Origin of the sequence: Leisingera sp. ANG-M7 (assembly GCF_000813965.1) — a bacterium.
Classification (GTDB): Bacteria; Pseudomonadota; Alphaproteobacteria; order Rhodobacterales; family Rhodobacteraceae; genus Leisingera.
The window spans coordinates 157,305-182,353 of record NZ_JWLI01000012.1; the positions used below are offsets into that span (position 1 = coordinate 157,305).

Sequence of the window (25,049 nt, forward strand, 5' to 3'; positions counted from 1 at the left end):
TAAAAATATCCCCGCCGGAGGCAGCGGGTTTTCCCCGGAAATCCGCTCAGCAAATCCGAAACTAGGTGTGCGCCACCCGCGGCCGCCCGCTGGCTTCCACCGTCAGCGTGCCTTCGACGAAAACCTCCCGCGACTCCACCTGCGCGGTGCGGATATCCCGCTCCACATGCACATGGATGCCCTCGGCGCCCGCTTCCTCTGCCGCACCGCGGGCCTCACCGGCCAGTGCTGTCTCCAGCGCCGCCAGCGCCTCATCTGAGGCCTGGTAATCCACCGGCCCGCTCTCCAGATGCACCCGGTATTTGCCTTCGGAAGGCGACGTCACGGTGCCGCTGCGCCGCATGGTGACACGCCCCACCACAGCACCGATGGCATTCGCCACGCCCGCATGTTCCGGCAGGATCATGTTGCAGTGCAGCCGCTCCCCGACCGCCGGGTAGTAGCTGGGGGCAGAAGCACCCAACCCCACCACATCGACATTCAGCGCTGCATCCAGCGCCAGCAGCCCGCGGTGCTTTGTCAGCCCGCGTTGCATCAGCACGTGCCGTGCCAGCTGATCCTCGGGCAGGCCAAAATCCTCGGCTTCTTCGGAAAAAGCTGATTCTAACAAGGTCAAAGCGGTCTGTTCGGTCAGCTGATCAATGATCATCTGCGCCAACGTCTCCGCATCCTTTGCCACCATGTCGCCGCTGCCCACCCGGCGCCGCGCAAACAGCGTCAGCGCCTTCTCTGCCGCCTCCCGGTCCCACGCATCGACCCGGCCCAGCACATGGCTGGCATCCGAAGGTGTCACGCCGGAAACCTGCACCAGCCCGCGGTCCACCAGCCGGCCCAATGAGCCATGCTCCATCCGGGTGCGCAGGATCTGGCCCAAGGGATGCACCTGCATCCCGATCCGCGCCAGCAGCCCGGCCTCCCGCTCGCTCAGCCCCGCAACCGGCACCCCCGGCACCGCGCGGACAAAACGCCCGTCAAACTCACCCACGGTGGAGTTGCGCAGCTGCTCATCCAGCGCCGCATGCACCACCTCTGGCGCGTCGGCGGCAATCAGCGAGACCGGAACCACCCGGCGCGGCCCCAGGGTCAGCCCGCCGGACAGACCGCTGGTGACCAGATGCACCTGGCTGTCGCCCCCCAGGCCGGTGGTCCGCATCGCCACTGCCTCGACCATGGTGCGGAACGCCCCGACCCGTGCACCCGCCGGGTCGATTGCGGGCTTGCCGTCCTTGATCAGCGCTACATCCGTTGTAGTACCGCCGATGTCGCTGACCAGCGCATGATCCGCCCCGGTCATCCAGCGCGCGCCCACGATTGAGGCTGCGGGGCCGGACAGGATGGTCTCAATCGGCCGCTCCCGCGCCTGCTCGCCGCTCATCAGCGCGCCGTCGCCGCGCACCACCATCATCGGCGCCTCAATCCCCAGATCGCGCAGCGTGTCCTGCGCCCGCCCGATCAGCCGGTCGATCATCCCGATCAGCCGCGCGTTCAGCACCGCTGTCACCGCCCGCTTGGGCCCGTTCAGCTTGGCCGACAGCTGATGCGAGCAGGTGGCCGGCGCGCCGGTCAGCTCATGAATGATCCGCGCTGCCTCAACTTCATGCGCCGGGTTGCGGGTGGCAAAAACTCCGGCCACGGCAAAGCCGGTCACCCCCTGGCCCTCGGTGCGCAGGAACAACTCCAGCGCCTCCGTGTCCAGCGGCGCTGCTTCGCTGCCGGCATGGGTATGGCCGCCGGCAATCACCAGCGCCGGATCGCCCTTCAGCGCATCCCTCAGCCCGTGCCGGTCCAGGTCGGACTCGTTAAACCCGATATAGATCAGCGCCACCCGGCCGCCCTGACCCTCAACCAGCGCATTGGTGGCCAGCGTGGTGGACAGAGCCGCCAGCGACACCTCCTGCGGCTGTACCCCGGACTGCTCCAGCACCGCCCGGATCGCGCCGCCGACACCAATCGCCAGATCAGCCCGCGTGGTCAGCGACTTGGCGGAGGCGATCACCTCCTTCTCGTCGCGGATCAGCACCGCATCGGTATAGGTTCCGCCTGTGTCCACTCCCAGCAGCAACGCCATGCCCAGCCCCTTCACATTCTGTTCGCCGGACCGGGTGTAACGCCTGTATGCGGCCCGTCCATCCTGTTTGCGTCACGAAAGCCGTTGAACCGCCCACCGCGCCGCATCCACCACCGCCGGATCCGGGTCCTCCGCCAGCCCCTGCGCCACCGCGCGCAGCTCCGGCAGGCCGGAATTTCCTATCGCATAGAGCACGTTGCGCACAAAACGGTCGCGCCCGATGCGCTTGATCGGCGAGCCGGAGAATTTCTCCCGGAACGCCGCGTCATCCAGCACCGCCAGCTCCGCCAGCTTCGGCGCCTTCAGTTCCTCGCGCGCGGCATAGCGCATATCGCTGGCCGCCACCGCAAACTTGTTCCACGGGCAGGCCGCCAGACAGTCGTCGCAGCCGTAGATCCGGTTGCCCAGCTTGCCCCGCAGCTCTTCGTCCACCGGCCCCTTGTGTTCAATGGTGAGGTAGGAAATGCAGCGCCGCGCATCGACCTGATAGGGGGCCGGAAAGGCATCGGTCGGGCAACTGTCCAGACAGGCCCGGCAGGATCCGCAGCGGTCCGGTTCTGCCTTGTCCGCCGGCAGCTCCAGCGTGGTGAAAACAGACCCTAAAAAGGCCCAATTCCCCCAATCCCGGCTCACCAGATTGCTGTGCTTGCCCTGCCAGCCCAGCCCCGCCGCCATGCCCAGCGCCTTTTCCGGCACCGGCGCGGTATCGACAAAGACCTTCACCTCGCAGTCCTCTCCCGCCTCCGCAATCAGCCAGCGCGCCAGCCGCTTCAGCCGCTTCTTGACCAGGTCGTGATAATCCTTATTGCGGGCATAGACCGACACCGCACCGCGGTCCGCCTGCCCCACCACTGCCATAGGGTCTTCTTCCGGTGTGTAGCTTTCCGCCAGCATGATCACCGACCGCGCCTCGGGCCACAGCTGCGCGGGGTCGCCGCGCCAATGGCTGCGCTCCGCCATCCAGCCCATCTGCCCGTGATAGCCGGCGTCCAGGAACGCCTGCAGCCGCCCCGGCACCTGCGGCACATCCCAGGGCCGGCAGATCCGGCAGGACACGAACCCCTCGGCCAGCGCTTGCGCCACCAGTCTGTCCTTGATGCCGGCTCTGTCTTTCATCTTTGCCCAAATACTCCGGGGGAGCGGCCCATCGGGTCGCGGGGGCAGCACCCTTCACCCCGCTTGATATCAGAAATCCAGGTCAGTGTAATGCGGCGGCGGCCGGAAGCCCGGCACCTGATCAGCCAGGATCGACCGGAACGCGGGCCGCGACTTGATCTTGGCATACCAGTCCTTGACCACCGCCGACCGGTTCCAGTCCACATCCGAAATGTAATCCAGCGACGACAGATGCGCGGCGGCGGCAAAATCCGCCAGCGTCATCATGTCCCCGGCCAGCCAGCGCCGGTGATCCAGCAGCCAGGCCATGTAATCCAGATGGTACTTGATCGCCTTGGCGCCGGCCTTGACGTTGCGGCTGTCCGGATAGCCCTCACCGGTGATCTTCTTGTTCACCCGCTCATACAGCAGTTTCGACGTCACCTCGTGGTGGAACTTGTCGTCAAACCAGCTGACCAGGCGGCGCACCTCAAACCGGCCCGCGGCATCCTTGGGCATCAGCGGCGGCTCGGGGCGGGTTTCCTCCAGGTATTCGCAGATTGCGGCGCTCTCGGCCATCATCTGGCCGTCCAGCCGGATCACCGGCACCTTGGCAGCCGGGTTGCGGCGCAGGAAATCCGGATCCTGCTCCCAGTAGCGCTCCTCGACCAGTTCAACCTCGATCTTCTTCTCTGCCAGCGACAGCCGCACCTTGCGGCAATAAGGGGACAGGGGAACGTGGTACAGGCGCGCCATGGCTACAGGGGATCTCCAGAAAACTTATAACGGTTTCCCCAGCAATGCCTTGCAGGGGAGAAAGATTCAATCCTCGAAACAATCCGCCCGCCCGTCTGCGCGAATGGTGGCCGCCCCGTCCTGGATTTGCCGCGCCCGGCGCTGCACAAAGCCGGAGGGCTTGCGGGCCGAGCGTTCCTTTGGATTGGGCAGCACCGCGGCAATCAGCGCCGCCTGACGGGCGCTCAAGCCTTCTGGACCCACACCGAAATACTTGCGTGCCGCCGCTTCGGCGCCAAACACGCCCTCATCCATTTCGGCCACGTTCAGGTAGACTTCCAGAATGCGGCGCTTGCTCCAGACGATTTCCACCACTGGCGTCAGCAGCGTCTCCAGCACCTTGCGCGGCCAGCTTCGGCCCTGCCACAGGAACACGTTCTTCACCACCTGCTGCGAAATGGTGGAGCCGCCGCGGCTGCCGCCTGCCTCGATCGCCGCCTGAATGGCGCGGGCATCAAATCCCCAATGGCGGCAGAACTGCGCATCCTCGGCCGCCACGACAGAGCGCGCCAGCACAGGCGCCATTTCCTCCAGCGGCACCCACATCCGGTCCACTTCACCCAAACGGCGCTGCTCGGCCCAAATGGTATGGGTGATCGGCGGATTCACAACCGAGTACAGCAGGATAAGGGCAAGAAACACCCCGGCCACTGCCAGAGCCGCCCGCAAAACCCAGCGCCGCAGCCAGCGCAACGGCTGGATCTTCAGCGCCGCCGTCTTTTTGCTGCTCTTGGCTTTCTTCTTTTTTGCAACTGCCTTCGCCATGCCCCTCTATAGGCCAGCATGCCCCCGCTAACCAACCGCCAAAAAGAAAACCCCGCAAGCATTTGCCTGCGGGGTTCCCGTTTTCGTCTCTAACAAGGCTTATTCCGCCGGAACAGCCGCCTGCTCCTGCATCACCGGATGCGGCAGCTTGTCGAGCATCTCCTTCGGGCAGACCTGCAGGAAGTTCGCCTTCTCGATGTCCCAATGCTGGAGGATCTCCGCGGCCTTGCGGCTGCCGGTTTCATCCAGGTGGCGGGCAATCAGGCCTTTCAGCTCCGCTTCCCAGTGGGCAACGGTGACCGGGCAGGTGACAAGGGATTCCTTGTTCATCAAGTCCTCCGCCTTGCCTTCAGGATCATAGAGATAGGCCATGCCACCGGTCATGCCGGCACCGAAGTTGGCGCCAATCGAGCCGAGGATCACCGCAACGCCGCCGGTCATGTATTCGCAACCGTTGGAGCCGCAGCCCTCAATCACCACCTTGGCGCCGGAGTTGCGGACCGCAAAGCGCTCGCCCGCGCGGCCGGCCGCAAACAGGTAGCCATCAGTGGCGCCATACAGTACGGTGTTGCCGATGATGGTGTTCTCGCTCGCCACCAGCGGGCTCACCTGCGGCGGACGCACCACAATGATGCCGCCCGACAGGCCCTTGCCGACATAGTCGTTGGCATCACCCGACACTTCCAGCTTCAGCCCCGGCGCGGCAAAGGCGCCCAGCGCCTGGCCGGCGGAACCCTGCAGCTTCACCGTCAGGTGATCCGGCTGGAACGAATTCCGCATGCCGAAGTTGCGCACGATATGGCTGGAGGTCCGGGTGCCCACGGTGCGGTGGGTGTTCTGGATCGCATAGGACAGCTGCATCTTCTCGCCGTCCTGCAGGAAGCGGGCCGCATCGCGCACGATTTCCGCGTCCAGCGTGTCCGGCACCGCGTTGCGCTCGCGCTCGCGGTTGTAGACGATGTTGGCGGAGCCATCGACGGTGATCAGCAGCGGGTTCAGGTCCAGGTCGTCCAGATGCGCAGAACCGCGCGACACCTGTGCCAGGAGGTCGGCCCGGCCGATCACCTCATCCAAGCTGCGGGCACCGATGGAGGCGAGGATTTCCCGCACTTCCTGCGCGTAGAAGGTGATCAGATTCACCACCTTGTCCGCATTGCCGGTGAACTTGGCGCGCAGGCTTTCGTCCTGGGTGCAGACGCCCACCGGGCAGGTGTTGGACTGGCACTGACGCACCATGATGCAGCCCATCGCGATCAGCGCTGCGGTGCCGATGCCGTATTCCTCGGCCCCCAGCATTGCCGCCATCACGATGTCGCGCCCGGTGCGCAGGCCGCCGTCGGTGCGCAGCGTCACCCGCTCGCGCAGGTTGTTCATCGCCAGCACCTGATGCGCCTCGGTCAGGCCCATCTCCCACGGCAGGCCCGCGTATTTGATCGAGGTCGCAGGCGACGCCCCGGTGCCGCCGTTGTGGCCCGAGATCAGGATGATATCGGCCTTCGCCTTGGCCACGCCCGCGGCGATGGTGCCAACGCCGGAGGACGCCACCAGCTTCACCGTCACCTTGCAGCGCGGGTTGATCTGCTTCAGGTCGTAGATCAGCTGCGCCAGATCCTCGATCGAGTAGATATCGTGGTGCGGCGGCGGCGAGATCAGGGTCACACCTTTGGTCGAATGGCGCAGACGGGCAATCAGGTCAGTGACCTTCATTCCCGGCAGCTGACCGCCCTCGCCGGGCTTGGCGCCTTGGGCCACCTTGATTTCCAGCTCTTCGCACTGGTTCAGGTATTCGGCGGTCACGCCAAAGCGGCCCGATGCCACCTGCTTGATCTTGGCAGAGGGGTTGTCACCGTTCGGCTCCGGCACAAAGTGTGCCGGATCTTCACCGCCCTCACCCGAGTCCGACTTGGCGCCGATCCGGTTCATCGCCACGTTCAGTGTCTTGTGCGCCTCGGGGCTCAGCGCACCCAGCGACATGCCCGGGGTCACGAAGCGTTTGCGGATCGAGGTGATCGATTCCACTTCCTCAATCGGAACCGCCTTGCCCAGCGGCTTGATCTGCAGCAGGTCGCGCAGGTGGATCGGCGGATTGCTCTGCATCTTCGCCGAATACTGCTTCCACAGCTCATATGAGGCTCTGTTACAGGCCATTTGCATCATATGCATGCTGGTGGCTTCCCAGGCGTGGGTCTCACCCGACTTGCGCGCCTTGTAGAAACCGCCAATCGGCAGGATGCCTTCCGGCGCCTTCCAGGCCTTGGCGTGGATTTCCTCCGCCTTGGTCTGGATGCCGGTCACACCGATCCCCGAAATACGCGAAGTCATGCCCGGGAAATACTCCGCGCACATGGCGCGGGACAGGCCTACGGCTTCAAAGTTCAACCCGCCGCGGTAGGAGGACACAACCGAGATTCCCATCTTGGCCATGATCTTCAACAGACCCTGGTCGATGGCTTCGCGGTAGCGCGCGACGTTTTCGGTCAGCGAACCGTCCAGCAGGCCGCGCTCAATCCGGTCGGCCAGCGAATCCTCGGCCAGATATGCATTCACCACAGTGGCGCCGCAGCCGATCAGCACCGCAAAGTAATGCGGGTCGATACATTCGGCAGAGCGGACGTTCAGCGAGCAGAAGGTGCGCAAGCCCTTGCGGGTCAGATGCGAATGCACGGCAGAGGTTGCCAGGATCATCGGCATCGCCACCTTGCCGTCATCCGAATACTGGTCGGTCAGCACGATATGGCCGGCACCCGAACGCACCGCCTCCTCGGCCTCGGCCCGGATCCGCGCCAGTGCGGCGTTCAGCGAGCCGCGGCCCGGTGCAAAGGTGCAGTCGATTTCCGCAAGCGGCGCATTGAACTGCTGCACCAGCTTGTCCCACTGGGCGTTGCCGACAAACGGGCTTTCCAGCACGATGATCTCGGTCTGGGAGCTGTCCTCGTCCAGCACGTTCTTCAGGTTACCGAACCGGGTCTTAAGCGACATCACCCGGAATTCGCGCAAACTGTCGATCGGCGGGTTGGTCACCTGGGAGAAGTTCTGGCGGAAGAAGTGGCTCAGCGGGCGGTACATCTTGGACAGCACCGCAGACGGGGTGTCATCCCCCATCGAGGCCAGCGATTCCTTGCCGTCCTCAGCCATCGGTGCCAGGATCTGCTCCAGCTCCTCAATCGTATAGCCCGCGGCCACCTGGCGGCGGCGCAGTTCCTCACCGCTGAACAGCGGCTGTTCAGTCACCTTCGCCAGGGTCGCGTCCAGATCGTTGATCCGTTTGACCCAGTCGCCGAAGGGCAGCGCGCGCGACAGCTTGTCCTTGATCTCGGTGTCGCGGAACAGCTTGCCCTTTTCCATATCGACGGCCAGCATCTGGCCCGGGCCCAGGGCGCCCTTCTCGACTACCGACGCCTCGTCAATCGGCACCATGCCTGCCTCGGAGCCTGCAATCACCAGCCCGTCGCCGGTCACCACATAGCGCATCGGGCGCAGGCCGTTGCGGTCCAGGCCCGCACAGACCCAGCGGCCGTCGGTCATCGCCAGCGCGGCGGGGCCGTCCCAGGGCTCCATCACGGAATTGCAGTAGGAATACATGTCCCGCCAGGCCTGCGGCAGTTCCACCGCCTGCTTGGACCAGCTTTCCGGCACCAGCATGGTCTTCGCCATCGGCGCCGACCGGCCCGCGCGCACCAGGACCTCGAACACGCCGTCCAGCGCGGCAGAGTCCGACGCCCCGCCCGGCACGATCGGCTTGATGTCCTCGGCATAGTCGCCAAAGGTCGCGCTGGCCATGCGGATCTCATGGCTCTTCATCCAGTTCAGGTTGCCCTTCAGCGTGTTGATCTCACCGTTATGCGCCAGCATGCGGAACGGCTGCGCCAGCCACCACTGCGGGAAGGTGTTGGTGGAATAGCGCTGGTGATAGATCGCAAAGGCACTCTCGAACCGCTCATCCATCAGGTCCGGGTAGAACACAGCCACCTGCTCTGCCAGCATCATCCCCTTGTAGATGATCGAGCGGCAGGACAGCGACGCAATGTACAGACCCGCAATTGCCGCGGCATTGGCGGCTTTCTCGATCCGGCGGCGGATCACATACAGCTCCCGCTCAAACGTCTCTTCATCCACGCCCTTGGCGTTGGAGATCAGGATCTGCTCGATCTCGGGGCGGGTCGCGTTGGCCTTCTCGCCCAGGCAGGTCACATCCACCGGCACATGGCGCCAGCCGTAGATGGAATAGCCCATGCGCAGAACTTCGGTCTCGACAATGGTCCGGCAGCGCTCCTGGGCGCCGAAATCGGTGCGCGGCAGGAACACCTGGCCCACCGCCATCAGCTCATCCTGGCGCGGCTCGTGGCCGGTGCGGCGGATCTGGTCATAGAAGAACGGAACCGGGATCTGCACATGAATGCCCGCGCCGTCGCCGGTCTTGCCGTCGGCATCCACCGCACCGCGGTGCCAGATCGCCTTCAGCGCGTCGATGCCGGCCTCAACCACCTTGCGGCTTTTCTTGCCGTCGACCGAAACCACCAGGCCCACGCCGCAGGAGGAATGCTCTTCCTCCTCGGAATAGAGACCGTTTTCGGCCATCCACTTACGCTTGTCTTCCTCGGCCTTGACCCATGCGGCATCAAATTTGGTCATGACGTTCTCCGATTAACTGATGGCGCAGCGTGCCGCTGCGGCCGGTTGACTGTGCAGATCCTGGGCGCGTTCGCCCCAGGCGCGGGGCACCGCGCGGATCCGTTGCATAAGGGTTTTCACGCGGTCCTGATCGTCCTGCCAGACGGCACCGATCACCGGGTAAAGGATGCCCGCGTCGCGCAGCGGGTCGATAACATCGTGGCTGTCGCGGTCCGCCAGGTAGTGATGGATGCCCGGCCCCTGCGGGAAGGACTGCCAGTGCAGCGCATCCTCGGCATTGTTGCGGCCATGCAGCAGGGTGTACTGCACCTGCCTGCCCATCGCCTGATCCAGCGCCGGACGGCTGAAGTCCGTGATCCGGCTGCGCGCTTCGATCCAGCGGCGGTCCGCCGGAAACGTTTCCGGGCGCGGGCAGTACTGCGGCGCCAGCGCCAGCGCGCGGCCAGCGCCCAGTTCCGCGGCATAGGACAGCGCGCCATAGCCGCCCATCGACACCCCGACCGTCATCAGCCGGCGCAAACCGTATTGCTGGACATAGCCGGACACGGCCCGAAGGATCGCCGCCGCAACGCCTGCCCCCTGGAACCAGCCCTGGCGGCGGTCGGTGACAAAGATGCAATGGCGCGCGCCGCCGTCCGAGGCGCTGGCCGCGAACTCCAGCAGCCCGCGCTTGGCGGCATTGGCATGATAGCTTGTGAACACGATCATGCCGCCATCCCCGCGCCCTTCCAGCGCACGGATCTCCAGCGCCGCGTCCGCGTGGAGGCGGCGGGATCTCAGGCGGAACATCGCCTGACGGAGGGATTTGCGGATCATCATCGGCATGGCAGTCAGCAGCGGGCCGGGCGGGCCTCAGGCTTCTCCTTCAGCGGTTTCGGCAAACATGGCGCGGCATTCCTCGCCAGTCATCCGCCGGTGGGCGCCGGCAAAACCATAGCCTGCGGGCTTTTCGTCGATGAAGAATTCCAGCTTCAGCGCAGCGCCGCCGGCGTTTTCAAACAGGCCCGCCGAAATCTGCGTGTGGCCATGCATCTTTCCCGGCGCTGTCATCCGGTACCACAGCACCGATCCGCATTCGCCGCAGAACGCCCGTTCCGCCCATTGCGAGGACTGGTAGGTCCGCACCGGGCCCAGCGCCGCATAGCCAGTGTCTGCCTGAAAGCTCAGGAACGGACCGCTGGCCCAGCGCTGGCACATGTCGCAATGGCAGGCGGTCAGGGACGCCTGAACCGGCGTTGCTGTGACGCTGACCGCGCCGCACATGCACTGTCCCTGCAATTCGCTCATATCCATTGTCCTTTTGCTGGCTGGGTCAGCAATACTGACCTTGCTGCGGTTCGGTCGCTGCCCCGCCGGTGCACAGGGGGTGCACAGACGGTGTACGGGGGGTGCCGGGTTATTCCGCCGCCACCGCGGCCTTGCTGTTGAGTTTATCGAGGATCGCCTCGGCGCAGTCGCGGCCGTCCTTGATCGCCCAGACCACCAGCGATGCGCCGCGCACGATGTCGCCCACCGCATAGACGCCGTCCAGTTCGGTGGCACCGGTCTTGAACGCCGCCTTAACGGTGCCCCAGCGGGTCACCGGCAGCTCCGGCTGGTTCCACAGGGTGGGCAGCTCTTCCGGCTCAAAGCCCAGGGCTTTGATGACCAGATCGGCCTCCTCGACGTAGTCCGCGCCTTCGATCACTTCCGGCGCCTGACGGCCCGAGGCATCCGGCTGGCCCAGGCGCATTTTCTGCACCATAACGCCGGAAACCTTGCCGCCCTCGTCCGTAAAGCCCTTGGGCGCCGACAGCCATTCAAAGATCACGCCTTCTTCCTCGGCATTCTGGGTCTCGCGCTGCGAACCCGGCATGTTGGCCCGGTCGCGGCGGTAGAGGCATTTGACCGAGGTCGCACCCTGGCGGATCGAGGTCCGCACGCAGTCCATCGCGGTGTCGCCGCCGCCGATCACCACAACCTTCTTGCCTTCGGCATTCAGGCTGCCGTTGTCGAACTCAGCAACTTCGTCGCCGAAGCTCTTCTTGTTGGAGGCGCACAGGAAGTCGATTGCCTTGACGATGCCTTCCGAACCGCTGCCCGGCATTGCCAGATCGCGCGATTTATAGACGCCGGTGGCAATGATCACCGCGTCATGCTTGCCGCGAATGTCCTCGAAGGAGATGTCCTCGCCCACGTTGCAGTTCAGAACGAAGGTGACGCCGCCGTCAGCCAGCAGCTTGTTGCGGCGCTCCACCACGTCCTTTTCCAGCTTGAAGCTGGGGATCCCGTACATCAGCAGCCCGCCGGCGCGGTCATAGCGGTCGTAAACAGTGACCTGCACGCCCGCCTGGCGCAGCATGTCCGCCGCCGCCAGGCCGCCAGGGCCGGCGCCGATGATGCCGACGCTCTCGCTGCGCTCGGCCAGCGGGGCTGCGGGCTTGACCCAGCCGTTTTCCCAGGCGGTGTCGGTGATGTATTTCTCAACCGAGCCGATGGTCACGGTGCCATGGCCCGACTGCTCAATCACGCAGTTGCCTTCACACAGGCGGTCCTGCGGGCAGATGCGGCCGCAGATCTCCGGGAAGGTATTGGTGGCCTGGCTGGTTGCATAGGCCTCTTCCAGGCGGCCGGTTGCGGTCAGGCGCAGCCAGTCGGGGATGTTGTTGTGCAGGGGGCAGTGGCTCTGGCAATAGGGCACACCGCACTGGCTGCAGCGGCTGGCCTGTTCTTCGGCCTTAGCAGCTGCGTACTCCGCATAGATCTCATTGAAGTCTTCCTTGCGTACACTTGCGTCACGCTTTTGAGGCATGTCGCGTTCGATCTGCACAAATTTCAGCATCGGTTGCTTGGCCACGGGCTGGACTCCATCGTTTGTCTGGCTGCGCTGGCACCCTTGCAGGTACGGATACGCTTTTATGTCAACTTTGCTGACCTATTTTGTCAGCACTTTCCTTCTGATATCGTTTTTGGTGGAAATGTACAGATATTTTAGGTCCATTTCGGACCTTAATAATCACTTTCCAATCCAGAGCCGGGATTTATACAGAGTCGCGACAGTTTACGGCCCGTCCGCGGCCCTTGAGGAATGATTTCAGCATGCCGCTTTTTCAGCTCATCCTTGTTGCGTTGATCCAGGGCATCACCGAATTCCTGCCTGTTTCCTCCTCCGGCCACCTGATTCTGCTGCCGGGCCTCACAGGTCTGGAGGATCAGGGCCAGGTGATCGACGTTGCCGTGCATGTCGGCACTTTGGCAGCCGTTATGATCTATTTCTGGCGCGATGTGCGTGACGGATTGATCGGTCTGCCCCGTGCCCTGACCGGCCGTATGGATACCGCTGGCGCGCGGCTCGCCATGGGGCTGATCGTAGCCACCATCCCCACTGTCCTGTTCGGTGCGATGCTGCATTTCACCGGCCTCAGCGATACCTTACGGTCAATCACCGTGATCGGCTGGACCATGCTCGGTTTCGGGCTGGTGCTCTACTGGGCAGACCAGAAAGGCGCCGCGGTAAAACAGGCTGGCGACTGGGGCCTGCGGGACGCGTTGATCATGGGGCTGTGGCAGATGCTGGCGCTGATCCCCGGCACCTCGCGCTCCGGCATTACCATCACCGGCGCGCGCCAGCTGGGATATACCCGGGAGGACGGCGCCCGCATCGCCATGCTGATGTCTATCCCAACCATCATCGCCTCGGGCGTGCTACTGGGAACAGAGGTGGCACTGGAGGCCAATACCGCGCTGATACGCGATGCCGGGATCGCTGCCCTGCTGGCAATGCTGTCGGCGCTGGCCGCACTCAGCCTGATGATGCGGCTGCTGCGCTCCGTCAGCTTTACACCTTATGTGATCTACCGGGTGATTTTGGGACTGGTGCTGCTAACCATCGCCTACGGCAGCTGAGGCGCAAAGAAAATGCGCGGGAAAAATCCCGCGCTCTTGAACATTGAAATTCTCTGCAGATCAGGCGCCGTTGCGCAGATTGCGGGCAGAGCTTGTCATCTCATCGTACTGGCCGGAAGGACGGAACTTCCACAAGTAGTCCGGCAGCACGGAGCCAACCGTCACCGGGTCAATGCCCAGATCTGCAAACCCCTTGGCACCGTCAGACACCACATTGTCCGACTTCAGGCTTTTCAGCTGGTCGCGGGTCAGCATCTTGTTTTCGATCAGCTGGAAGCTGACGAACTGCAGCACGTCAAAGCCAAACGCCACCAGCTTGGCCGCAAAACCCGGCAGCGAGATGATGACGCGGCGGCGGTGGATCACCTCCAGCATCTGCTCCATCAGCGCACGGAAGGTTTTGACCTCAGGCCCGCCGAGCTCATAGACGCCGCCTTGGGCCTCGCCCAGCGCGCCCTTGACCGCAGCCTTGGCCACATCATCCACGAACACCGGCTGAAACTTGGTGCTGCCCGCAGCAATCGGAAGGAAGGGCGACAGGCGGGTCATGCCGGCAAAGCGGTTAAAGAAGCCGTCCTCGGCCCCGAAGATCACCGAGGGGCGCAGGATAACGCCACCCGGGAAATGCTGCTGCACCGCCGCTTCGCCTGCGGCCTTGGTGCGGGAATATTCGCTGGCAGCATCCGCATCGGCACCAATCGCCGAGATATGCACCAAATTGGCAACGCCCTGCTGCGACGCGATGCGGGCGATGCGGCCGGCACCCTCGGCATGAATGGCACCAAACGTGTTCTTGCCCAGCTCATTCAGTACGCCGACACAGTTCACAACTGCATCCGCCCCCTGCATCACCGACGCGACCGACATATCGTCGCGGACGTTGCAGAACACCGGTTCCACCTGGCCCGGAACACCGTAGGGCTTCACATGCATGGCTTCATTGGGACGGCGCACGGCGACCCGCACCCGCCAGCCTTCCTTGGCCATGCGCCGCGCGATGTAGCGGCCCACGAAACCGGATCCGCCATAGATCGTGACCAGTTTGGACATCATTTGGCTCCTGAACTTAGCTGTCCCTATGCTGTAGCGCCGCAGAAGGCGTCGAACAAGGCGCAAATCGCCGGAATGCAGCTACTGTGACCGCTGAATTCACAAGCAGAGGCAGCCATTTCCGGCAATTGCGGCGATTAGGTTAACGTGGCGTTCAACCTTGCTCGATAGGAAAGAATAGATGCGGTAGAATTACATGTTTCTGCGGTCATTACTGGCGCCAGCAGTTGTGCAGGAGGCCTATCACTATGACGGACAAAGATGACAAGGACCTGATCCGCAAAAGCATCGAAAACGAGAAGATGGATCTCGATGCATTTGTTCCGGCTTTTTACGCCAAGTTCTTTGCCGCCTGCCCGGAGCTACGGTTTCTTTTTTCAGAGGATCTGGTCGAGCAGGAAGAAAAGCTTCTGGCGTCACTGACCCATATTGCGGAAGCACTGGACGATTCTGAACGGCTGGATGCAATCCTGAAACAGCAAGGCGAAAAGCATCGCAAGCTGGAGGTTTCGGATGACCATTTCCACGGCTTCATCAACAGCTTCACCGGCGCGCTGTCGGACACGCTCGGGCCGGATTGGAACCGCGAAACACAGCAGGCATGGGCCGGTTTCCTGACCGAAGTGGCAGTAAAGATGAACTTTATGACGCGGATCTGAGAGCGAGCCGGCTGTATTTTTGCCTTCCATGCCATTCGGCTTGTTTTCCGTTTGACGCTGCTTGCGACTCCGCTTATACGCCGGTCCCACGACACCTGCCCAGGTGGCGGAATTGGTAGACGCGCTAGCTTCAGGTGCTAGTGTCCGTATGGACGTGGAGGTTCGAGTCCTCTCCTGGGCACCACCCCCTTAGTGAAATCCGATAGAGTTGCTCAGGCGAGACGCCACAAGCCTGAGCGCATGGGCTTTCGCCACGCCCAACAGATCCAAAAACCGCGACCTGGCTGCTGACTCCTGTGCGGGATATCTGAGCCCACCCAGATTATTCCGAATGATGCCCACTTGCGCAGGTATTGCTCTATGTTTAAACGGACGGCACCAACCGCCGCCTCTGGCCGGTACTGGTGACGCTGAAGCCCGATTGATGGATCACCCTTAACGCAAACAGCGGATCAAGCCGCAATTGACGTTTGGTGCCAGTGGGTTGATTTTGGCGCTCAGCAGCTGGCAAGGGCCATAGCAAGGCTGCGGATAGAAGAATGCCGGTGTAGCTCAGCTGGTAGAGCACGTCATTCGTAATGATGGGGTCGTAGGTTCGAGTCCTATCACCGGCACCATTCTTCTTCACCAATCCTGGAAATTTGTACCTGGATTTCACAGGGCCGACATTTCCATAGGGTGACAATTGCGTTTTCGATTTCCGGACACCAGGGCTTGGCCCTGGAAAGGAATGGCAGAAAGAGCCACCGCCCAGGCGCAGCCAGCCTAACTCAATCGGCCAGCGCCGGCTGGAAACGCACTTTGCTGAACTCTGAAACCAGAGCGGCACCGGATTGGATCCAGGATTGCGTCCGAAGCGCCAGTGCAGCCACTTTGAGGCGGCTTGCCAAGACCGGAACACATTTTGAGTCACAGCCAGAACCTGAGCCTTGCAGCAAGTGCGATAGCCAGCAGGCTTTCGCGGCTGCCCGGGCAGTGGACATCAGGTAACAGTCAAGAAGCAGGATGCCATCAATCGGGTGTACGGAGGGCAATGTATCCGACCAGAAAACATATAATTATCAAATATTTGGATGAAGATCGTGCATTTGGCGACCCCGGCAGGATTCGAACCTGCAACCTGCCCCTTAGGAGGGGGCTGCTCTATCCAGTTGAGCCACGGGGCCGTAGGCATCCGCGATACCAAATCCGTCCAGCAATCACAATGGGATGGGTCTCAGCGAAAGCCGTTTTGCCGCGCGCAGTTTCCATTGTGCAGCATGTGATGTCTGCGCTAACGTTGCAGACAGACATAACAAGAGGCCCAGGAACGTGACCACGGACAGCAAGCGCCCGCTTACCCTTCGAGATGTATCCGAAGCAACCGGTGTTTCCGAAATGACCGTAAGCCGGGTTCTACGCAACCGGGGCGACGTCTCGGAAAAGACCCGCTCCAAGGTGCTGAGTGCCGCCAAAGAACTGGGCTATGTGCCGAACAAGATTGCCGGTGCGCTGGCGTCAAACCGGGTGAACCTGGTGGCGGTAATCATCCCGTCGCTGTCGAACATGGTTTTTCCTGAAGTGCTGACAGGCATCAACAAAGTTCTGGAAAACACCGAGCTTCAACCAGTCGTAGGCGTGACGGACTACCAGCCTGAAAAGGAAGAGAAGGTTCTGTACGAGATGCTCTCGTGGCGGCCCTCTGGAGTGATCATCGCAGGCCTGGAACACACGGATGCCGCCCGTGCCATGCTGAGCAGCGCAGGCATTCCCGTAGTGGAAATCATGGATACCGATGGCAAGCCGGTAGACGCGATGGTCGGCATTTCGCACCGGCGCGCAGGCCGCGAGATGGCCAAGGCAATCCTCAAGGCGGGCTACCGCCATATCGGGTTCATGGGCACCAAAATGCCGCTGGACCACCGGGCGCGCAAACGCTTCGAAGGATTTACCGAGGTGCTGGCCAAGGAAGGTGTGGAGATCGAGGACCGGGAATTCTATTCCGGCGGTTCTGCGCTCGCCAAGGGGCGGGAGATGACCCAGGCAATGCTGGAGCGCTCTCCGGAACTGGATTTTCTTTATTACTCCAATGACATGATCGGCGCCGGCGGCTTGCTATACCTGCAAGAGCAAGGTGTCAGCATCCCCGGCCAGATCGGTCTTGCAGGTTTCAACGGCGTGGAACTCTTGCAGGGGCTGCCCAGGCAGCTTGCCACCATGGATGCGTGCAGGCTGGAGATCGGGCGCAAGGCGGCGGAAATCATTGCAGCCCAGCTGGAAGATCCTGACGCGGACATTGAGAAAAATGTCACTCTGACTCCGACCATTTCTTATGGCGACACGCTGAAACGGCGCTGATGGCGCTTCAACGGCTTGGCAATCAAGAGGCACGGTGGCTGTTCCTGGACCGCCATGCACTGCTGGAACAGCCCGCAGGCCCTGCCAAAGGCGCCGATCTGCTGGCGCTGATCCATCGGCTTGGGTTTGTGCAGCTTGATAGCATCAACACCGTGGCGCGCGCCCATGACATGATCCTCTATTCGCGCCGGCCAGGCTACCGGGCAAGGAACCTCAAGCGGCTTTACGAGCGCGACCGGGAGCTGTTTGAGCACTGGACCCATGACGCTGCCGTGATCCCGATGGCCTTTTATAACCATTGGCACCTGAGATTTCAGCGCGACACCGAATTGCTGCGAAAACGCTGGCGCAACTGGCGGCGCGACGGGTTTGAGGCGCGGTTCGAAACCGTTCTGAACCATGTCCGGGACCACGGGCCGGTCAGTTCCTCTGACGTGGGCAAGGACGAGAAGAAAGGATCAGGCGGCTGGTGGGACTGGCATCCCTCCAAGACCGCGCTGGAGTACCTTTGGCGTTCCGGCGCGCTGACCGTTGTAGGTCGCGACGGATTTCAGAAGCGCTATGACCTGACTGAACGGGTCATCGAAGAACACCTGCGCCCGGGCAATTCCTGCAATGAAGCTGCAACTATTAACTGGCTTTGCTCCGCTGCTTTGGACCGGCTGGGATTTGCCACCTCCGGTGAACTCGCCGCCTTTTGGGACACGGCGTCGCCAGCGGAAGCCAAATCTTGGTGCGCCGGACAGTTGCGCCGGGGCGAACTGGAAGAAGTTGAAGTAACGCTAGCAGACGGCCAACTGCGCAAAGTATTCGCCCGTCCGGGAACGGTAGAGGCCGCCACGGAACTTGGCCCTGCTCCCGGGCGGATGCGGGTGCTCAGCCCGTTCGATCCCGCCCTGCGCGACCGCAAGCGGGCTGAAAGGCTGTTTGGCTTCCACTACCGGATCGAGGTATTCACTCCCGCCGCCAAGCGGCAGTACGGATACTACGTCTTTCCGCTGATGGAAGGCGCGCGCCTGGCGGGCCGCATTGACATGAAGGCGGACCGCGACGCGGATCTTCTGCGCGTGACTGCTGTTTGGCCGGAACAGGACATCAAATGGACAGCGGCCCGCACCAAACGGCTGGAAGCCGAGCTGGAGCGGGTTGCCCGTTTTGCGAGCGTTGGACTGGTGCGTTTTGAAGACGGCTGGCTGCGCTGATCCGCTTTACTCCGGCCGCAAGCGCGCCTCAATGATCTGGCGGTAATCCTCCGGTGCGGGCCTTGCGGTGAAGGATTCCGGCGCAATGAAGACGCAGACGAATTTCCCCTCGAAACACAGCTTGCCATCCTGCCGCGCATTCACCCGGAAAGTAACCGACTTGCTGCCCAGCGCCGCGGGCCAAACCTCGCACAGCAACCGGTGCCGCGGCGTAACCGGCGACCGGAAGTCGATGCTCATGTGCACAAACGGCGTGCCGGTGCCGCGGTCCAGCTCCATCTGATACCAGCCGTCGCCATCCAGGTGATGCTCCCACCAGGCATCGATTGCCTCCAGTGCAAAGGCCGGCAACCGTCCGGTATAGGCGATCCGCGCCGGGTCACAATCGCCCCAGCCCACACGTATTTCATGTATGAATGTGTCCTGCTTTGCCATATTCCAGCGCCCTGCCTCTGCTTGCCCGCGCATCGTAGCGGCGCTTGTCTGAGGTATCAAACTGCCATGGGAAGCCGAACCGCTGCGTTACGAACTGCCGCTCTTACGGGATAGAATAAGATCAGGCAGCACAAGTGCATCAATCAGCGCCTGGCACAGGCCTACGCAGTTGCTGCAGCCCACACAGGGTCCTTGCGGTCCGGAAACCTCGGTGGCCAAAGCCCTGACCTTGTTTGCTGCGGCTTTGTTTCGGCTGATTTGCATGGCGGGTCTCCCCTTGTGCGCGGTGTCGGACAGAACCAGCGGAACCCCGAAAGGTGATTCAGGTCAATCCGGGCCGTTGTCACAAAATATTTCCATATCCTGCACCAGCAGGCGGAAGACCCCCTCCCGCTCACAGCGGAAGAGGGCAGTACGTTACTGCATAAGCATCAGCGGCAGCAGCGTGATGATCGGGAAGGCCACAAGAATGATCACCCGGACAATGTCGGAAGCGACAAAGAACATGACCGCCTTGTAGGTGTCGATCATCCGGGTCTTGCGGTCCATCGCATTGATGATGAACAGGTTCATGCCAACCGGCGGGGTGATCAGGCCGACCTCGACCACAATCAGCACCAGCACGCCGAACCAGATGGCGACATATTCCGCCTCGATCCGGTTCACCCGGCCTTCGGTTACACGAATGCCCAGTTCCTTCATCTGCTCGCGGGTGAGTTCGGCCCCGGTTGCGATGGCATCCTGTATCGAGGCCAGCATCTCCGCCCCCATCCCTTCAGGCACTCCCGCCCTCAGGACTTCCATGGCCGCATCGGCCTGCATCGCAGGCAGCGACAAAAGACCAAAATCCATTGCGGAAATCACCGGGAAGAAGATCGGAATGGTCAGCAGGATCATCGACAGCGAGTCCATCAGGCAGCCGAACACCAGGTAGAAGGCGAGGATCAGCGCCAGCACCATCCAGGGACTGAGACCCTGACTCACCACGAAGTCAGCCAGTTCCTGCGGCACCTTGGTCAGCGCCAGAAAGCCGTTGTAGAATCCTGCACCCAGAACGATGAAGAAGATCATCGCAGTGGAACGTGCGGTCACCAGGAAACTATCCGCCAGGGTTTCACGGTTCAGCCCGCCATTGAGCCAGGCGATCAGGCCGGTGCCGAACGCCCCAACAGCCGCACCCTCGGTCGGGGTGAACCAGCCCAGGTAGATACCCCCAACCACAAGACCAAACACCAGAAGCACCGGCCAGACATGGAACAAAGCGGCAAAGCGTTCGCCCCACGGGATTGGCGGGCGAGTACCTGCGCTTTCCGGGAACAGGCGGACATAAATGGAAATCGCAATGACATAACCAAGCGCTGCTAGCAGGCCCGGAATGAAGGCTGACAGGAACAGTTTGGCGATGTTCTGCTCGGTCAGAATTGCGTAGATCACAAGCACAACTGAGGGCGGGATCAGGATGCCCAAGGTGCCGCCTGCCGCCAAGGTTGCCGTGGAAAACCCGCCGGCATAGCCATATTGCTTCAACTCCGGCAGAGCGACCCGGCCCATGGTGGCAGCCGTCGCCAGCGAAGAGCCGCAGATCGCACCGAAGCCTGCGCAGGCGCCGATGGCCGCCATGGCGACACCGCCCTTCCGGTGACCTAAAAACCCTTCCGCCGCTTTGAACAACGCAGTGGACATACCGCCCAGCGTTGCGAAATGCCCCATCAGCAGGAACATCGGCACGATGGTCAGCGAGTAGGAAGAAAAGGTCGTATAGGTCTCGCTTTTCAAGCGGCCAAAGGCAACCTGAGTTCCGTCTGTCACCCAGATCAGCCCGCCGAGGCCAACAAGAAACATCGAAAGCCCGATAGGCACCCGCAAAAAGATCAAGAGCATCAAAACCGGGAAGGAGGCAATGCCAATTTCAAGAGCTGTCACTGTTCACCCTCCACGCCGTCCCAGATCAGGATCCGGCAGGTAAAGAATTCGATGGTACGCACGGCACCCATGTAGATACCGACGATGGCCGCCACGACCGCAGCCACCAGGCTGATGGCGTAGGCCCACCAGACCGGAAACTCGAGCAGGAAGGAGGTCTCTCCATTGGAATATTTTCCTGCAAGGCCTTCAGCCAGCCGCCAAGCAATCAGAACCAGAACCGCAGCAAAAACCACTTCGGTCACCATTCGCAGGAACCGTTTCACACCGCGCGGAAACGCATTGGCCACCACATCGACCGAGGCATGCCCAGCGGTGATCTGGCACAATGGCAGAAAGGCGAATATGGCAAAGGCCACCCCGGCCTCGACCAGTTCAAAGTCGCCGTTCACTGGCCCGACCCAGCCAGTCATCCATTTCGAAAACCCGGGCGCAATCCGCTCCATCAAATCGCCATGGAATAAACCGTTGAGCAAGCGCCCAGCGATCGAAACACATGTCAGAATGATCAGAAGAGTGAGGACCGCACCGCCCAGGTAGGCCATTGATTTGGCCAGCCGCATCATGAGCTTGTGCATGGTTCAGTTGCCTTGTTCCGGTATGCAAAGGGCCGCAGTGCCAATGCCGCGCGGCCCTTCACTATTATCAATTCAAACGCCTTACTGGTACTGCGGCGTGTATTTCTCGATCAGCCCGCTGGCCTCTTCGATCAGCGCAGCGCCATCGATGCCCTTTTCCTTCATGTCAGCGATCCACTGATCATAAATAGGCTGCGAACGCTCGCGCCAGATTGCGGTCTGGTCTTCATCCAGAGTGATCACGTTGTTGCCCAGATCCAGCGCCATTTCGCGCGAAGGGCCATCCGAGTCCGCCTGGGTGCCGCCAGCAAAGACCGAGAACTCAAGACCGGAGTTGTCGTCGATCGCCTTCTTCAGGTCATCAGGCAGGCTTTCATACTTTTCTTTGTTCATCGCCAGAACAAAGGTCAGAGTATAAAGCGCCTTGCCGGTGAATTCCGTGTGGTTTTCCACCAGTTCCGGAACCTTCAGCGCCGCAGTCACTTCCCACGGAATGGTGGTGCCGTCGATCACGCCTTTTGACAGGCCTTCCGGGATCGCCGGAACAGGCATCCCAACCGGGGTTGCGCCCAGTTCGGTCAGCAACGCGTTGACCGAGCGGCCACCTCCTCGGATCTTCATGCCTTCCAGATCTTCAGGCGTTTCCACCGGATCCGAAGTATGGATCATGCCAGGGCCGTGCACCCAGGTGCCCAGGATGTGAACATCCTTGAACTCAGTGTCTTTCATATGCTTGTCGAACATCTCCCAATAGGCGTGCGAAACGGCGCGCGCATTGGTCATCATGAACGGCAGCTCAAACACCTCGGTCGAGGGGTAGCGGCCCGGCGTGTAGCCAACCACGGTCCAGACGATGTCAGCCACGCCGTCAATGGCCTGGTCCATCAGCTCCGGCGGCTTCCCACCCAACTGCATCGAGGGGAAGCGGTCGATCTTGATCCGGCCCCCGGACGACTCCTCAACGTTGTCCGCCCAGACATCCAGGATCAGTTTCGGCACGTTTGCCTGCGCTGGCAGGAACTGATGCAGTTTCAGGGTCACCTCCTGGGCAAAAGCCGGCATCGCGCCGAACATTGCCAGGGCTGCTGCGCCGGCTGCCCCCATAAGCTTTCTGCGAGTGGTCATGTGTGTCCTCCCTTTGACCAAGTCACTTGCCGGAGTGGACGCTTCCGCAATTTTGCTGCGCCGCCTGGCAAACTTCTTTCCATTTCTGCTGCTAAGTCCCCAAAATGGGTTCATTTAGCGAACCAGTTGCTTCCCTGCTATTAGGTGCGTTTGTAACCATCAACAGCAGATTATGCATTTTCTACTCATGAAATCTGCCAGATTACGTTCCCTACGGCGAAATGACCGCCTTAATGTTACGAAATCTACAGATACCCCATCCAAATTGATACATATTGAATCAGCCGCCTGGCAACAACTATCGAGCCAAGAACCGCTGTGCGTCATTCCGCAGCAGCCAACTCCAGACCAACAGCGGGCAGCCCGTCGATCCCGCCGCGTATTCTGTCACCACTTTGCACGGCCCCAACTCCGGCAGGTGTACCGGTTAAAATGAGGTCGCCTGGACGCAGATGATAGAATCCGGACAAGTGGCAGATTATGTCAGTGACGGACCAGATCATTTCTGAAAGCGTTGCTTGCTGCCGGATCTCTCCGTTCACTTCAAGCCATATGCGCTGATCTGACGGCCCCCTCCATTCTTGCGCCGTCACCAGCGGCGCCAGCACGGTTCCGTTTTCCAAGTCTTTGCCCAAGTCCCAGGGCCGCTGCTTCTGCCGCTCATAAATCTGCAGATCGCGCCGGGTCATATCCAAGGCACAACAATAGCCATATACAGTGGCACGCGCAGATTCCGGTGTCGCCCGGAACACATGCCTGTCCAGCGCCACGGCCAGTTCCATCTCGTAGTGGAAGTTTTCAGTACCTGGGGGATAGGGCACAACTGCATCCGTCAGAACCGCATTTGCAGCCGCCTTGGTGAAGTAAAACGGAGCTTCGCGGTCCACCTCATTTCCCATCTCGGCGGCATGGGCGGCATAGTTGCGCCCGACACAGAATATCCGCCCTACCGGGTAGCCAGTATCTTCCCCGCTCACCGGAACAACCGGTGGCTCCGGAAGTTCGAACAGAAGTTCGCCCATCGGTGTTGTCCCTATGTGTCCCTGCCTTCAGGTTTCACCCAAAGTCAGACCTATAAGTACCGCGGCTGTAAACCCCCGTTGAAGGCAGCAGCGCGCACCGGTCTGGAAATGCAACTGCCGGAACGTTTACCTTGCTCGCTGACCTTTGGAAGCAAACAACGGGGCGCCGCGGTTCAGCGGCCTGTGGCGCCCAAAACGGCGAGGCCGGTTCTGGCGATGATTTTGAGATCAGCCAGGAAGCTGCGGCGGCGGAGGTAAGCCACGTCCAGCGCCACCCGTTCCTCATAGCTGACATCGTTGCGCCCGGAGACCTGCCACAGCCCGGTGATGCCGGGCGTCTGGGCCAGATAGGCCGGGGCGCTGCTGCCGTATTTGGCCAGTTCCCTGGTGACGATAGGGCGCGGGCCGACAAAGCTCATCTCGCCCTTCAGCACATTCCAGATCTGCGGCAGTTCATCCAGGCTGGTCTTGCGCAGGACATGGCCCAGGCGGCTGATGCGCGGATCATTGGCCAGCTTGTGATCGCGCTCCCATTCGGCAGCGGCTGCGGGATCGGCATCCAAATGCGCCTGCAGCCGGGCCTCGGCATCCGCCACCATGCTGCGCACCTTCCAGCATTTGAACGGCCGGCCGTCCCGGCCGACCCGGGTGTGGCCGAAGAAGCCGGGGCCGCCATCGCGGCGCGCAAGGATCCACAAAAACAGGATGACAGGGGCAAGAACGGGCAGCAGCAGCAGCGCAAAACCGGTATCGAAGACCCGCTTGCCCACCCTGGCGTAAAATCCGGCCGGTGCCTGAGCGGGTAGGCGGTGATCAGCAGAGCCTTCTACGGAATACGCAGTCAGTGCAAAATCCTGCATCGTTAAACACCCGGAATATAAAATGATTCAACCAAAACCCACACGCCAAACGGGTTGGGCATGTGTTCAATACACCCAATTTGCAACAAGATTAAGTAATAATTTCTATACTTTTGTGATTTGGATGCAGCTTGCCACCCCGGCCTGATCGCGGCCGCGTTCAAACCCCGCTCCAGCGCTTCAAGTACCGTGCCTGTACAAGAGCCGGGGCCGCCAGCGCCAGCAAGCCCAAGCTGGCATCAGTTCTCACCCTGATGTGCGGGTTTCCAGCAGCATCGCCGCCGGCCTTCACATTGCTGCTGACTTTGCCAGTAAAGGTTCCGTGCCCATTGGCCATGACAAATGCGGCAAGCCGGCTAAAGCAATGCGCCGCATATGCGGAACCAGCAGTCGTAAAAGATTTCATTGCTCCGGCCTCACCAGATCAGGATTTGCTCCCTTTCCAAGATCGTTAACATTTTCCTGAAAACTGCGCAATTCCGGCACCAGGCGCCGCCGGCAATGACCGGCAACTGTGCCCTTACGGACCCGGAGACAGCAAAAACCCCAGCGGAGGCAACACGCCGGGGTAGAATTTGTCTGAAAGTGATAGCTCCTCCGCGGGGCAAGGCGGCGCGC

Annotated in this window: 20 protein-coding genes and 3 tRNA genes; 6 read left to right on the forward strand and 17 right to left on the reverse strand. The window is 61.7% G+C overall.

Features of this window, described 5'->3' with window-relative positions:
* Positions 1–61: 61 nt before the first annotated feature.
* The 8 genes from RA26_RS15375 to RA26_RS15410 all read right to left on the reverse strand — a co-directional run bounded on the left by RA26_RS15375 (position 62) and on the right by RA26_RS15410 (position 12,191).
* Entirely contained in the window at positions 62–2,068 is a 2,007-nt protein-coding gene (locus RA26_RS15375; RefSeq protein ID WP_039184990.1) for a hydantoinase/oxoprolinase N-terminal domain-containing protein, read from the reverse strand.
* A gap of 72 nt (positions 2,069–2,140) precedes the next feature.
* On the reverse strand, positions 2,141–3,184 hold the full coding sequence (gene queG / locus RA26_RS15380) for a tRNA epoxyqueuosine(34) reductase QueG (protein ID WP_039184993.1): 1,044 nt from the start codon (positions 3,182–3,184) through the stop codon (positions 2,141–2,143).
* A 69-nt stretch (positions 3,185–3,253) separates the two neighbouring features.
* Positions 3,254–3,919, reverse strand: coding sequence for an FtsZ-binding protein FzlA (gene fzlA / locus RA26_RS15385; RefSeq protein WP_039184994.1), 666 nt, complete (start codon positions 3,917–3,919; stop codon positions 3,254–3,256).
* A gap of 66 nt (positions 3,920–3,985) precedes the next feature.
* Positions 3,986–4,723 carry a monofunctional biosynthetic peptidoglycan transglycosylase gene (gene mtgA, locus RA26_RS15390; RefSeq protein ID WP_039184996.1) on the reverse strand — a complete coding sequence of 246 codons (738 nt, stop codon included), beginning with the start codon at positions 4,721–4,723 and terminating at the stop codon, positions 3,986–3,988.
* Positions 4,724–4,822: 99 nt separating this feature from the next.
* Positions 4,823–9,355 (reverse strand): glutamate synthase large subunit, encoded by a 4,533-nt coding sequence (gltB, locus tag RA26_RS15395; RefSeq protein ID WP_039184998.1) that lies wholly within the window; start codon positions 9,353–9,355, stop codon positions 4,823–4,825.
* A 12-nt stretch (positions 9,356–9,367) separates the two neighbouring features.
* The gene (locus RA26_RS15400; RefSeq protein WP_241482656.1) at positions 9,368–10,171 is read right to left on the reverse strand and encodes a hypothetical protein; all 804 of its coding nucleotides are present in this window, start codon (positions 10,169–10,171) and stop codon (positions 9,368–9,370) included.
* Positions 10,172–10,207: 36 nt separating this feature from the next.
* Complete coding sequence (locus RA26_RS15405) at positions 10,208–10,642, reverse strand: GFA family protein (protein WP_052272444.1); 435 nt, start codon at positions 10,640–10,642, stop codon at positions 10,208–10,210.
* Positions 10,643–10,751: 109 nt separating this feature from the next.
* Positions 10,752–12,191, reverse strand: a complete 1,440-nt coding sequence (locus RA26_RS15410) for an NAD(P)-dependent oxidoreductase (protein ID WP_039185003.1) — start codon at positions 12,189–12,191, stop codon at positions 10,752–10,754.
* Positions 12,192–12,433: 242 nt separating this feature from the next.
* Between RA26_RS15410 and RA26_RS15415 the strand changes: the two genes are divergently transcribed.
* Positions 12,434–13,240, forward strand: coding sequence for an undecaprenyl-diphosphate phosphatase (locus RA26_RS15415; protein WP_039185006.1), 807 nt, complete (start codon positions 12,434–12,436; stop codon positions 13,238–13,240).
* Between the two features lie 60 nt (positions 13,241–13,300).
* On the opposite strand, the gene RA26_RS15420 is transcribed toward RA26_RS15415, so the two are convergent.
* Positions 13,301–14,290, reverse strand: a complete 990-nt coding sequence (locus tag RA26_RS15420; protein WP_039185049.1) for a complex I NDUFA9 subunit family protein — start codon at positions 14,288–14,290, stop codon at positions 13,301–13,303.
* A gap of 248 nt (positions 14,291–14,538) precedes the next feature.
* Here RA26_RS15420 and RA26_RS15425 point away from each other — a divergent pair, with 248 nt between their 5' ends.
* From RA26_RS15425 to RA26_RS15435, 3 genes are all read left to right on the forward strand, one after another.
* On the forward strand, positions 14,539–14,949 hold the full coding sequence (locus RA26_RS15425; RefSeq protein ID WP_039185007.1) for a globin domain-containing protein: 411 nt from the start codon (positions 14,539–14,541) through the stop codon (positions 14,947–14,949).
* 97 nt (positions 14,950–15,046) lie between these two features.
* A tRNA-Leu gene (locus tag RA26_RS15430) sits at positions 15,047–15,133 on the forward strand.
* Between the two features lie 357 nt (positions 15,134–15,490).
* Positions 15,491–15,566 (forward strand) — tRNA-Thr (locus tag RA26_RS15435).
* A 472-nt stretch (positions 15,567–16,038) separates the two neighbouring features.
* Here the strand turns inward: RA26_RS15435 and RA26_RS15440 are convergent.
* Positions 16,039–16,115, reverse strand: a tRNA-Arg gene (locus RA26_RS15440).
* Between the two features lie 145 nt (positions 16,116–16,260).
* Between RA26_RS15440 and RA26_RS15445 the strand changes: the two genes are divergently transcribed.
* Positions 16,261–17,286 carry a LacI family DNA-binding transcriptional regulator gene (locus RA26_RS15445; RefSeq protein WP_039185010.1) on the forward strand — a complete coding sequence of 342 codons (1,026 nt, stop codon included), beginning with the start codon at positions 16,261–16,263 and terminating at the stop codon, positions 17,284–17,286.
* A complete protein-coding gene (locus tag RA26_RS15450) occupies positions 17,286–18,488 on the forward strand; it encodes a winged helix-turn-helix domain-containing protein (protein ID WP_039185011.1) in 1,203 nt (400 codons plus the stop codon). The genes RA26_RS15445 and RA26_RS15450 overlap by 1 nt, the downstream gene beginning before the upstream one ends.
* Before the next feature lie 6 nt (positions 18,489–18,494).
* Here RA26_RS15450 and RA26_RS15455 read toward each other — a convergent pair whose 3' ends face one another.
* The 7 genes from RA26_RS15455 to RA26_RS15485 form a co-directional block, all read right to left on the reverse strand.
* Complete coding sequence (locus RA26_RS15455) at positions 18,495–18,923, reverse strand: acyl-CoA thioesterase (protein WP_039185051.1); 429 nt, start codon at positions 18,921–18,923, stop codon at positions 18,495–18,497.
* 417 nt (positions 18,924–19,340) lie between these two features.
* Positions 19,341–20,846 carry a TRAP transporter large permease gene (locus tag RA26_RS15460; RefSeq protein WP_039185012.1) on the reverse strand — a complete coding sequence of 502 codons (1,506 nt, stop codon included), beginning with the start codon at positions 20,844–20,846 and terminating at the stop codon, positions 19,341–19,343.
* On the reverse strand, positions 20,843–21,424 hold the full coding sequence (locus RA26_RS15465) for a TRAP transporter small permease (protein WP_039185014.1): 582 nt from the start codon (positions 21,422–21,424) through the stop codon (positions 20,843–20,845). Before RA26_RS15465 ends, RA26_RS15460 begins: the two co-directional genes overlap by 4 nt.
* A gap of 81 nt (positions 21,425–21,505) precedes the next feature.
* A complete protein-coding gene (locus RA26_RS15470; protein ID WP_039185016.1) occupies positions 21,506–22,549 on the reverse strand; it encodes a TRAP transporter substrate-binding protein in 1,044 nt (347 codons plus the stop codon).
* Positions 22,550–22,872: 323 nt separating this feature from the next.
* The gene (locus RA26_RS15475) at positions 22,873–23,571 is read right to left on the reverse strand and encodes a fumarylacetoacetate hydrolase family protein (protein ID WP_039185018.1); all 699 of its coding nucleotides are present in this window, start codon (positions 23,569–23,571) and stop codon (positions 22,873–22,875) included.
* A 173-nt stretch (positions 23,572–23,744) separates the two neighbouring features.
* Positions 23,745–24,431: a sugar transferase gene (locus RA26_RS15480; RefSeq protein ID WP_039185020.1), complete on the reverse strand. Its 687-nt coding sequence runs from the start codon at positions 24,429–24,431 to the stop codon at positions 23,745–23,747.
* A 160-nt stretch (positions 24,432–24,591) separates the two neighbouring features.
* A complete protein-coding gene (locus tag RA26_RS15485; RefSeq protein ID WP_052272443.1) occupies positions 24,592–24,837 on the reverse strand; it encodes a hypothetical protein in 246 nt (81 codons plus the stop codon).
* Positions 24,838–25,049 lie beyond the last annotated feature (212 nt).

Bases quoted from the DNA above. Each gene is read 5' to 3' on its own strand.
- RA26_RS15465 (WP_039185014.1), bottom strand. From the start codon at position 21,424: ATGCACAAGCTCATGATGCGGCTGGCCAAATCAATGGCCTACCTGGGC.
- gltB (WP_039184998.1), bottom strand. From the start codon at position 9,355: ATGACCAAATTTGATGCCGCATGGGTCAAGGCCGAGGAAGACAAGCGT.
- RA26_RS15475 (WP_039185018.1), bottom strand. From the start codon at position 23,571: ATGGGCGAACTTCTGTTCGAACTTCCGGAGCCACCGGTTGTTCCGGTG.
- RA26_RS15400 (WP_241482656.1), bottom strand. From the start codon at position 10,171: ATGATCCGCAAATCCCTCCGTCAGGCGATGTTCCGCCTGAGATCCCGC.
- RA26_RS15480 (WP_039185020.1), bottom strand. From the start codon at position 24,431: ATGCAGGATTTTGCACTGACTGCGTATTCCGTAGAAGGCTCTGCTGAT.
- fzlA (WP_039184994.1), bottom strand. From the start codon at position 3,919: ATGGCGCGCCTGTACCACGTTCCCCTGTCCCCTTATTGCCGCAAGGTG.
- RA26_RS15470 (WP_039185016.1), bottom strand. From the start codon at position 22,549: ATGACCACTCGCAGAAAGCTTATGGGGGCAGCCGGCGCAGCAGCCCTG.
- RA26_RS15450 (WP_039185011.1), top strand. From the start codon at position 17,286: ATGGCGCTTCAACGGCTTGGCAATCAAGAGGCACGGTGGCTGTTCCTG.
- RA26_RS15375 (WP_039184990.1), bottom strand. From the start codon at position 2,068: ATGGCGTTGCTGCTGGGAGTGGACACAGGCGGAACCTATACCGATGCG.
- RA26_RS15420 (WP_039185049.1), bottom strand. From the start codon at position 14,290: ATGTCCAAACTGGTCACGATCTATGGCGGATCCGGTTTCGTGGGCCGC.
- queG (WP_039184993.1), bottom strand. From the start codon at position 3,184: ATGAAAGACAGAGCCGGCATCAAGGACAGACTGGTGGCGCAAGCGCTG.
- RA26_RS15405 (WP_052272444.1), bottom strand. From the start codon at position 10,642: ATGAGCGAATTGCAGGGACAGTGCATGTGCGGCGCGGTCAGCGTCACA.
- mtgA (WP_039184996.1), bottom strand. From the start codon at position 4,723: ATGGCGAAGGCAGTTGCAAAAAAGAAGAAAGCCAAGAGCAGCAAAAAG.
- RA26_RS15485 (WP_052272443.1), bottom strand. From the start codon at position 24,837: ATGAAATCTTTTACGACTGCTGGTTCCGCATATGCGGCGCATTGCTTT.
- RA26_RS15455 (WP_039185051.1), bottom strand. From the start codon at position 18,923: ATGGCAAAGCAGGACACATTCATACATGAAATACGTGTGGGCTGGGGC.
- RA26_RS15425 (WP_039185007.1), top strand. From the start codon at position 14,539: ATGACGGACAAAGATGACAAGGACCTGATCCGCAAAAGCATCGAAAAC.
- RA26_RS15415 (WP_039185006.1), top strand. From the start codon at position 12,434: ATGCCGCTTTTTCAGCTCATCCTTGTTGCGTTGATCCAGGGCATCACC.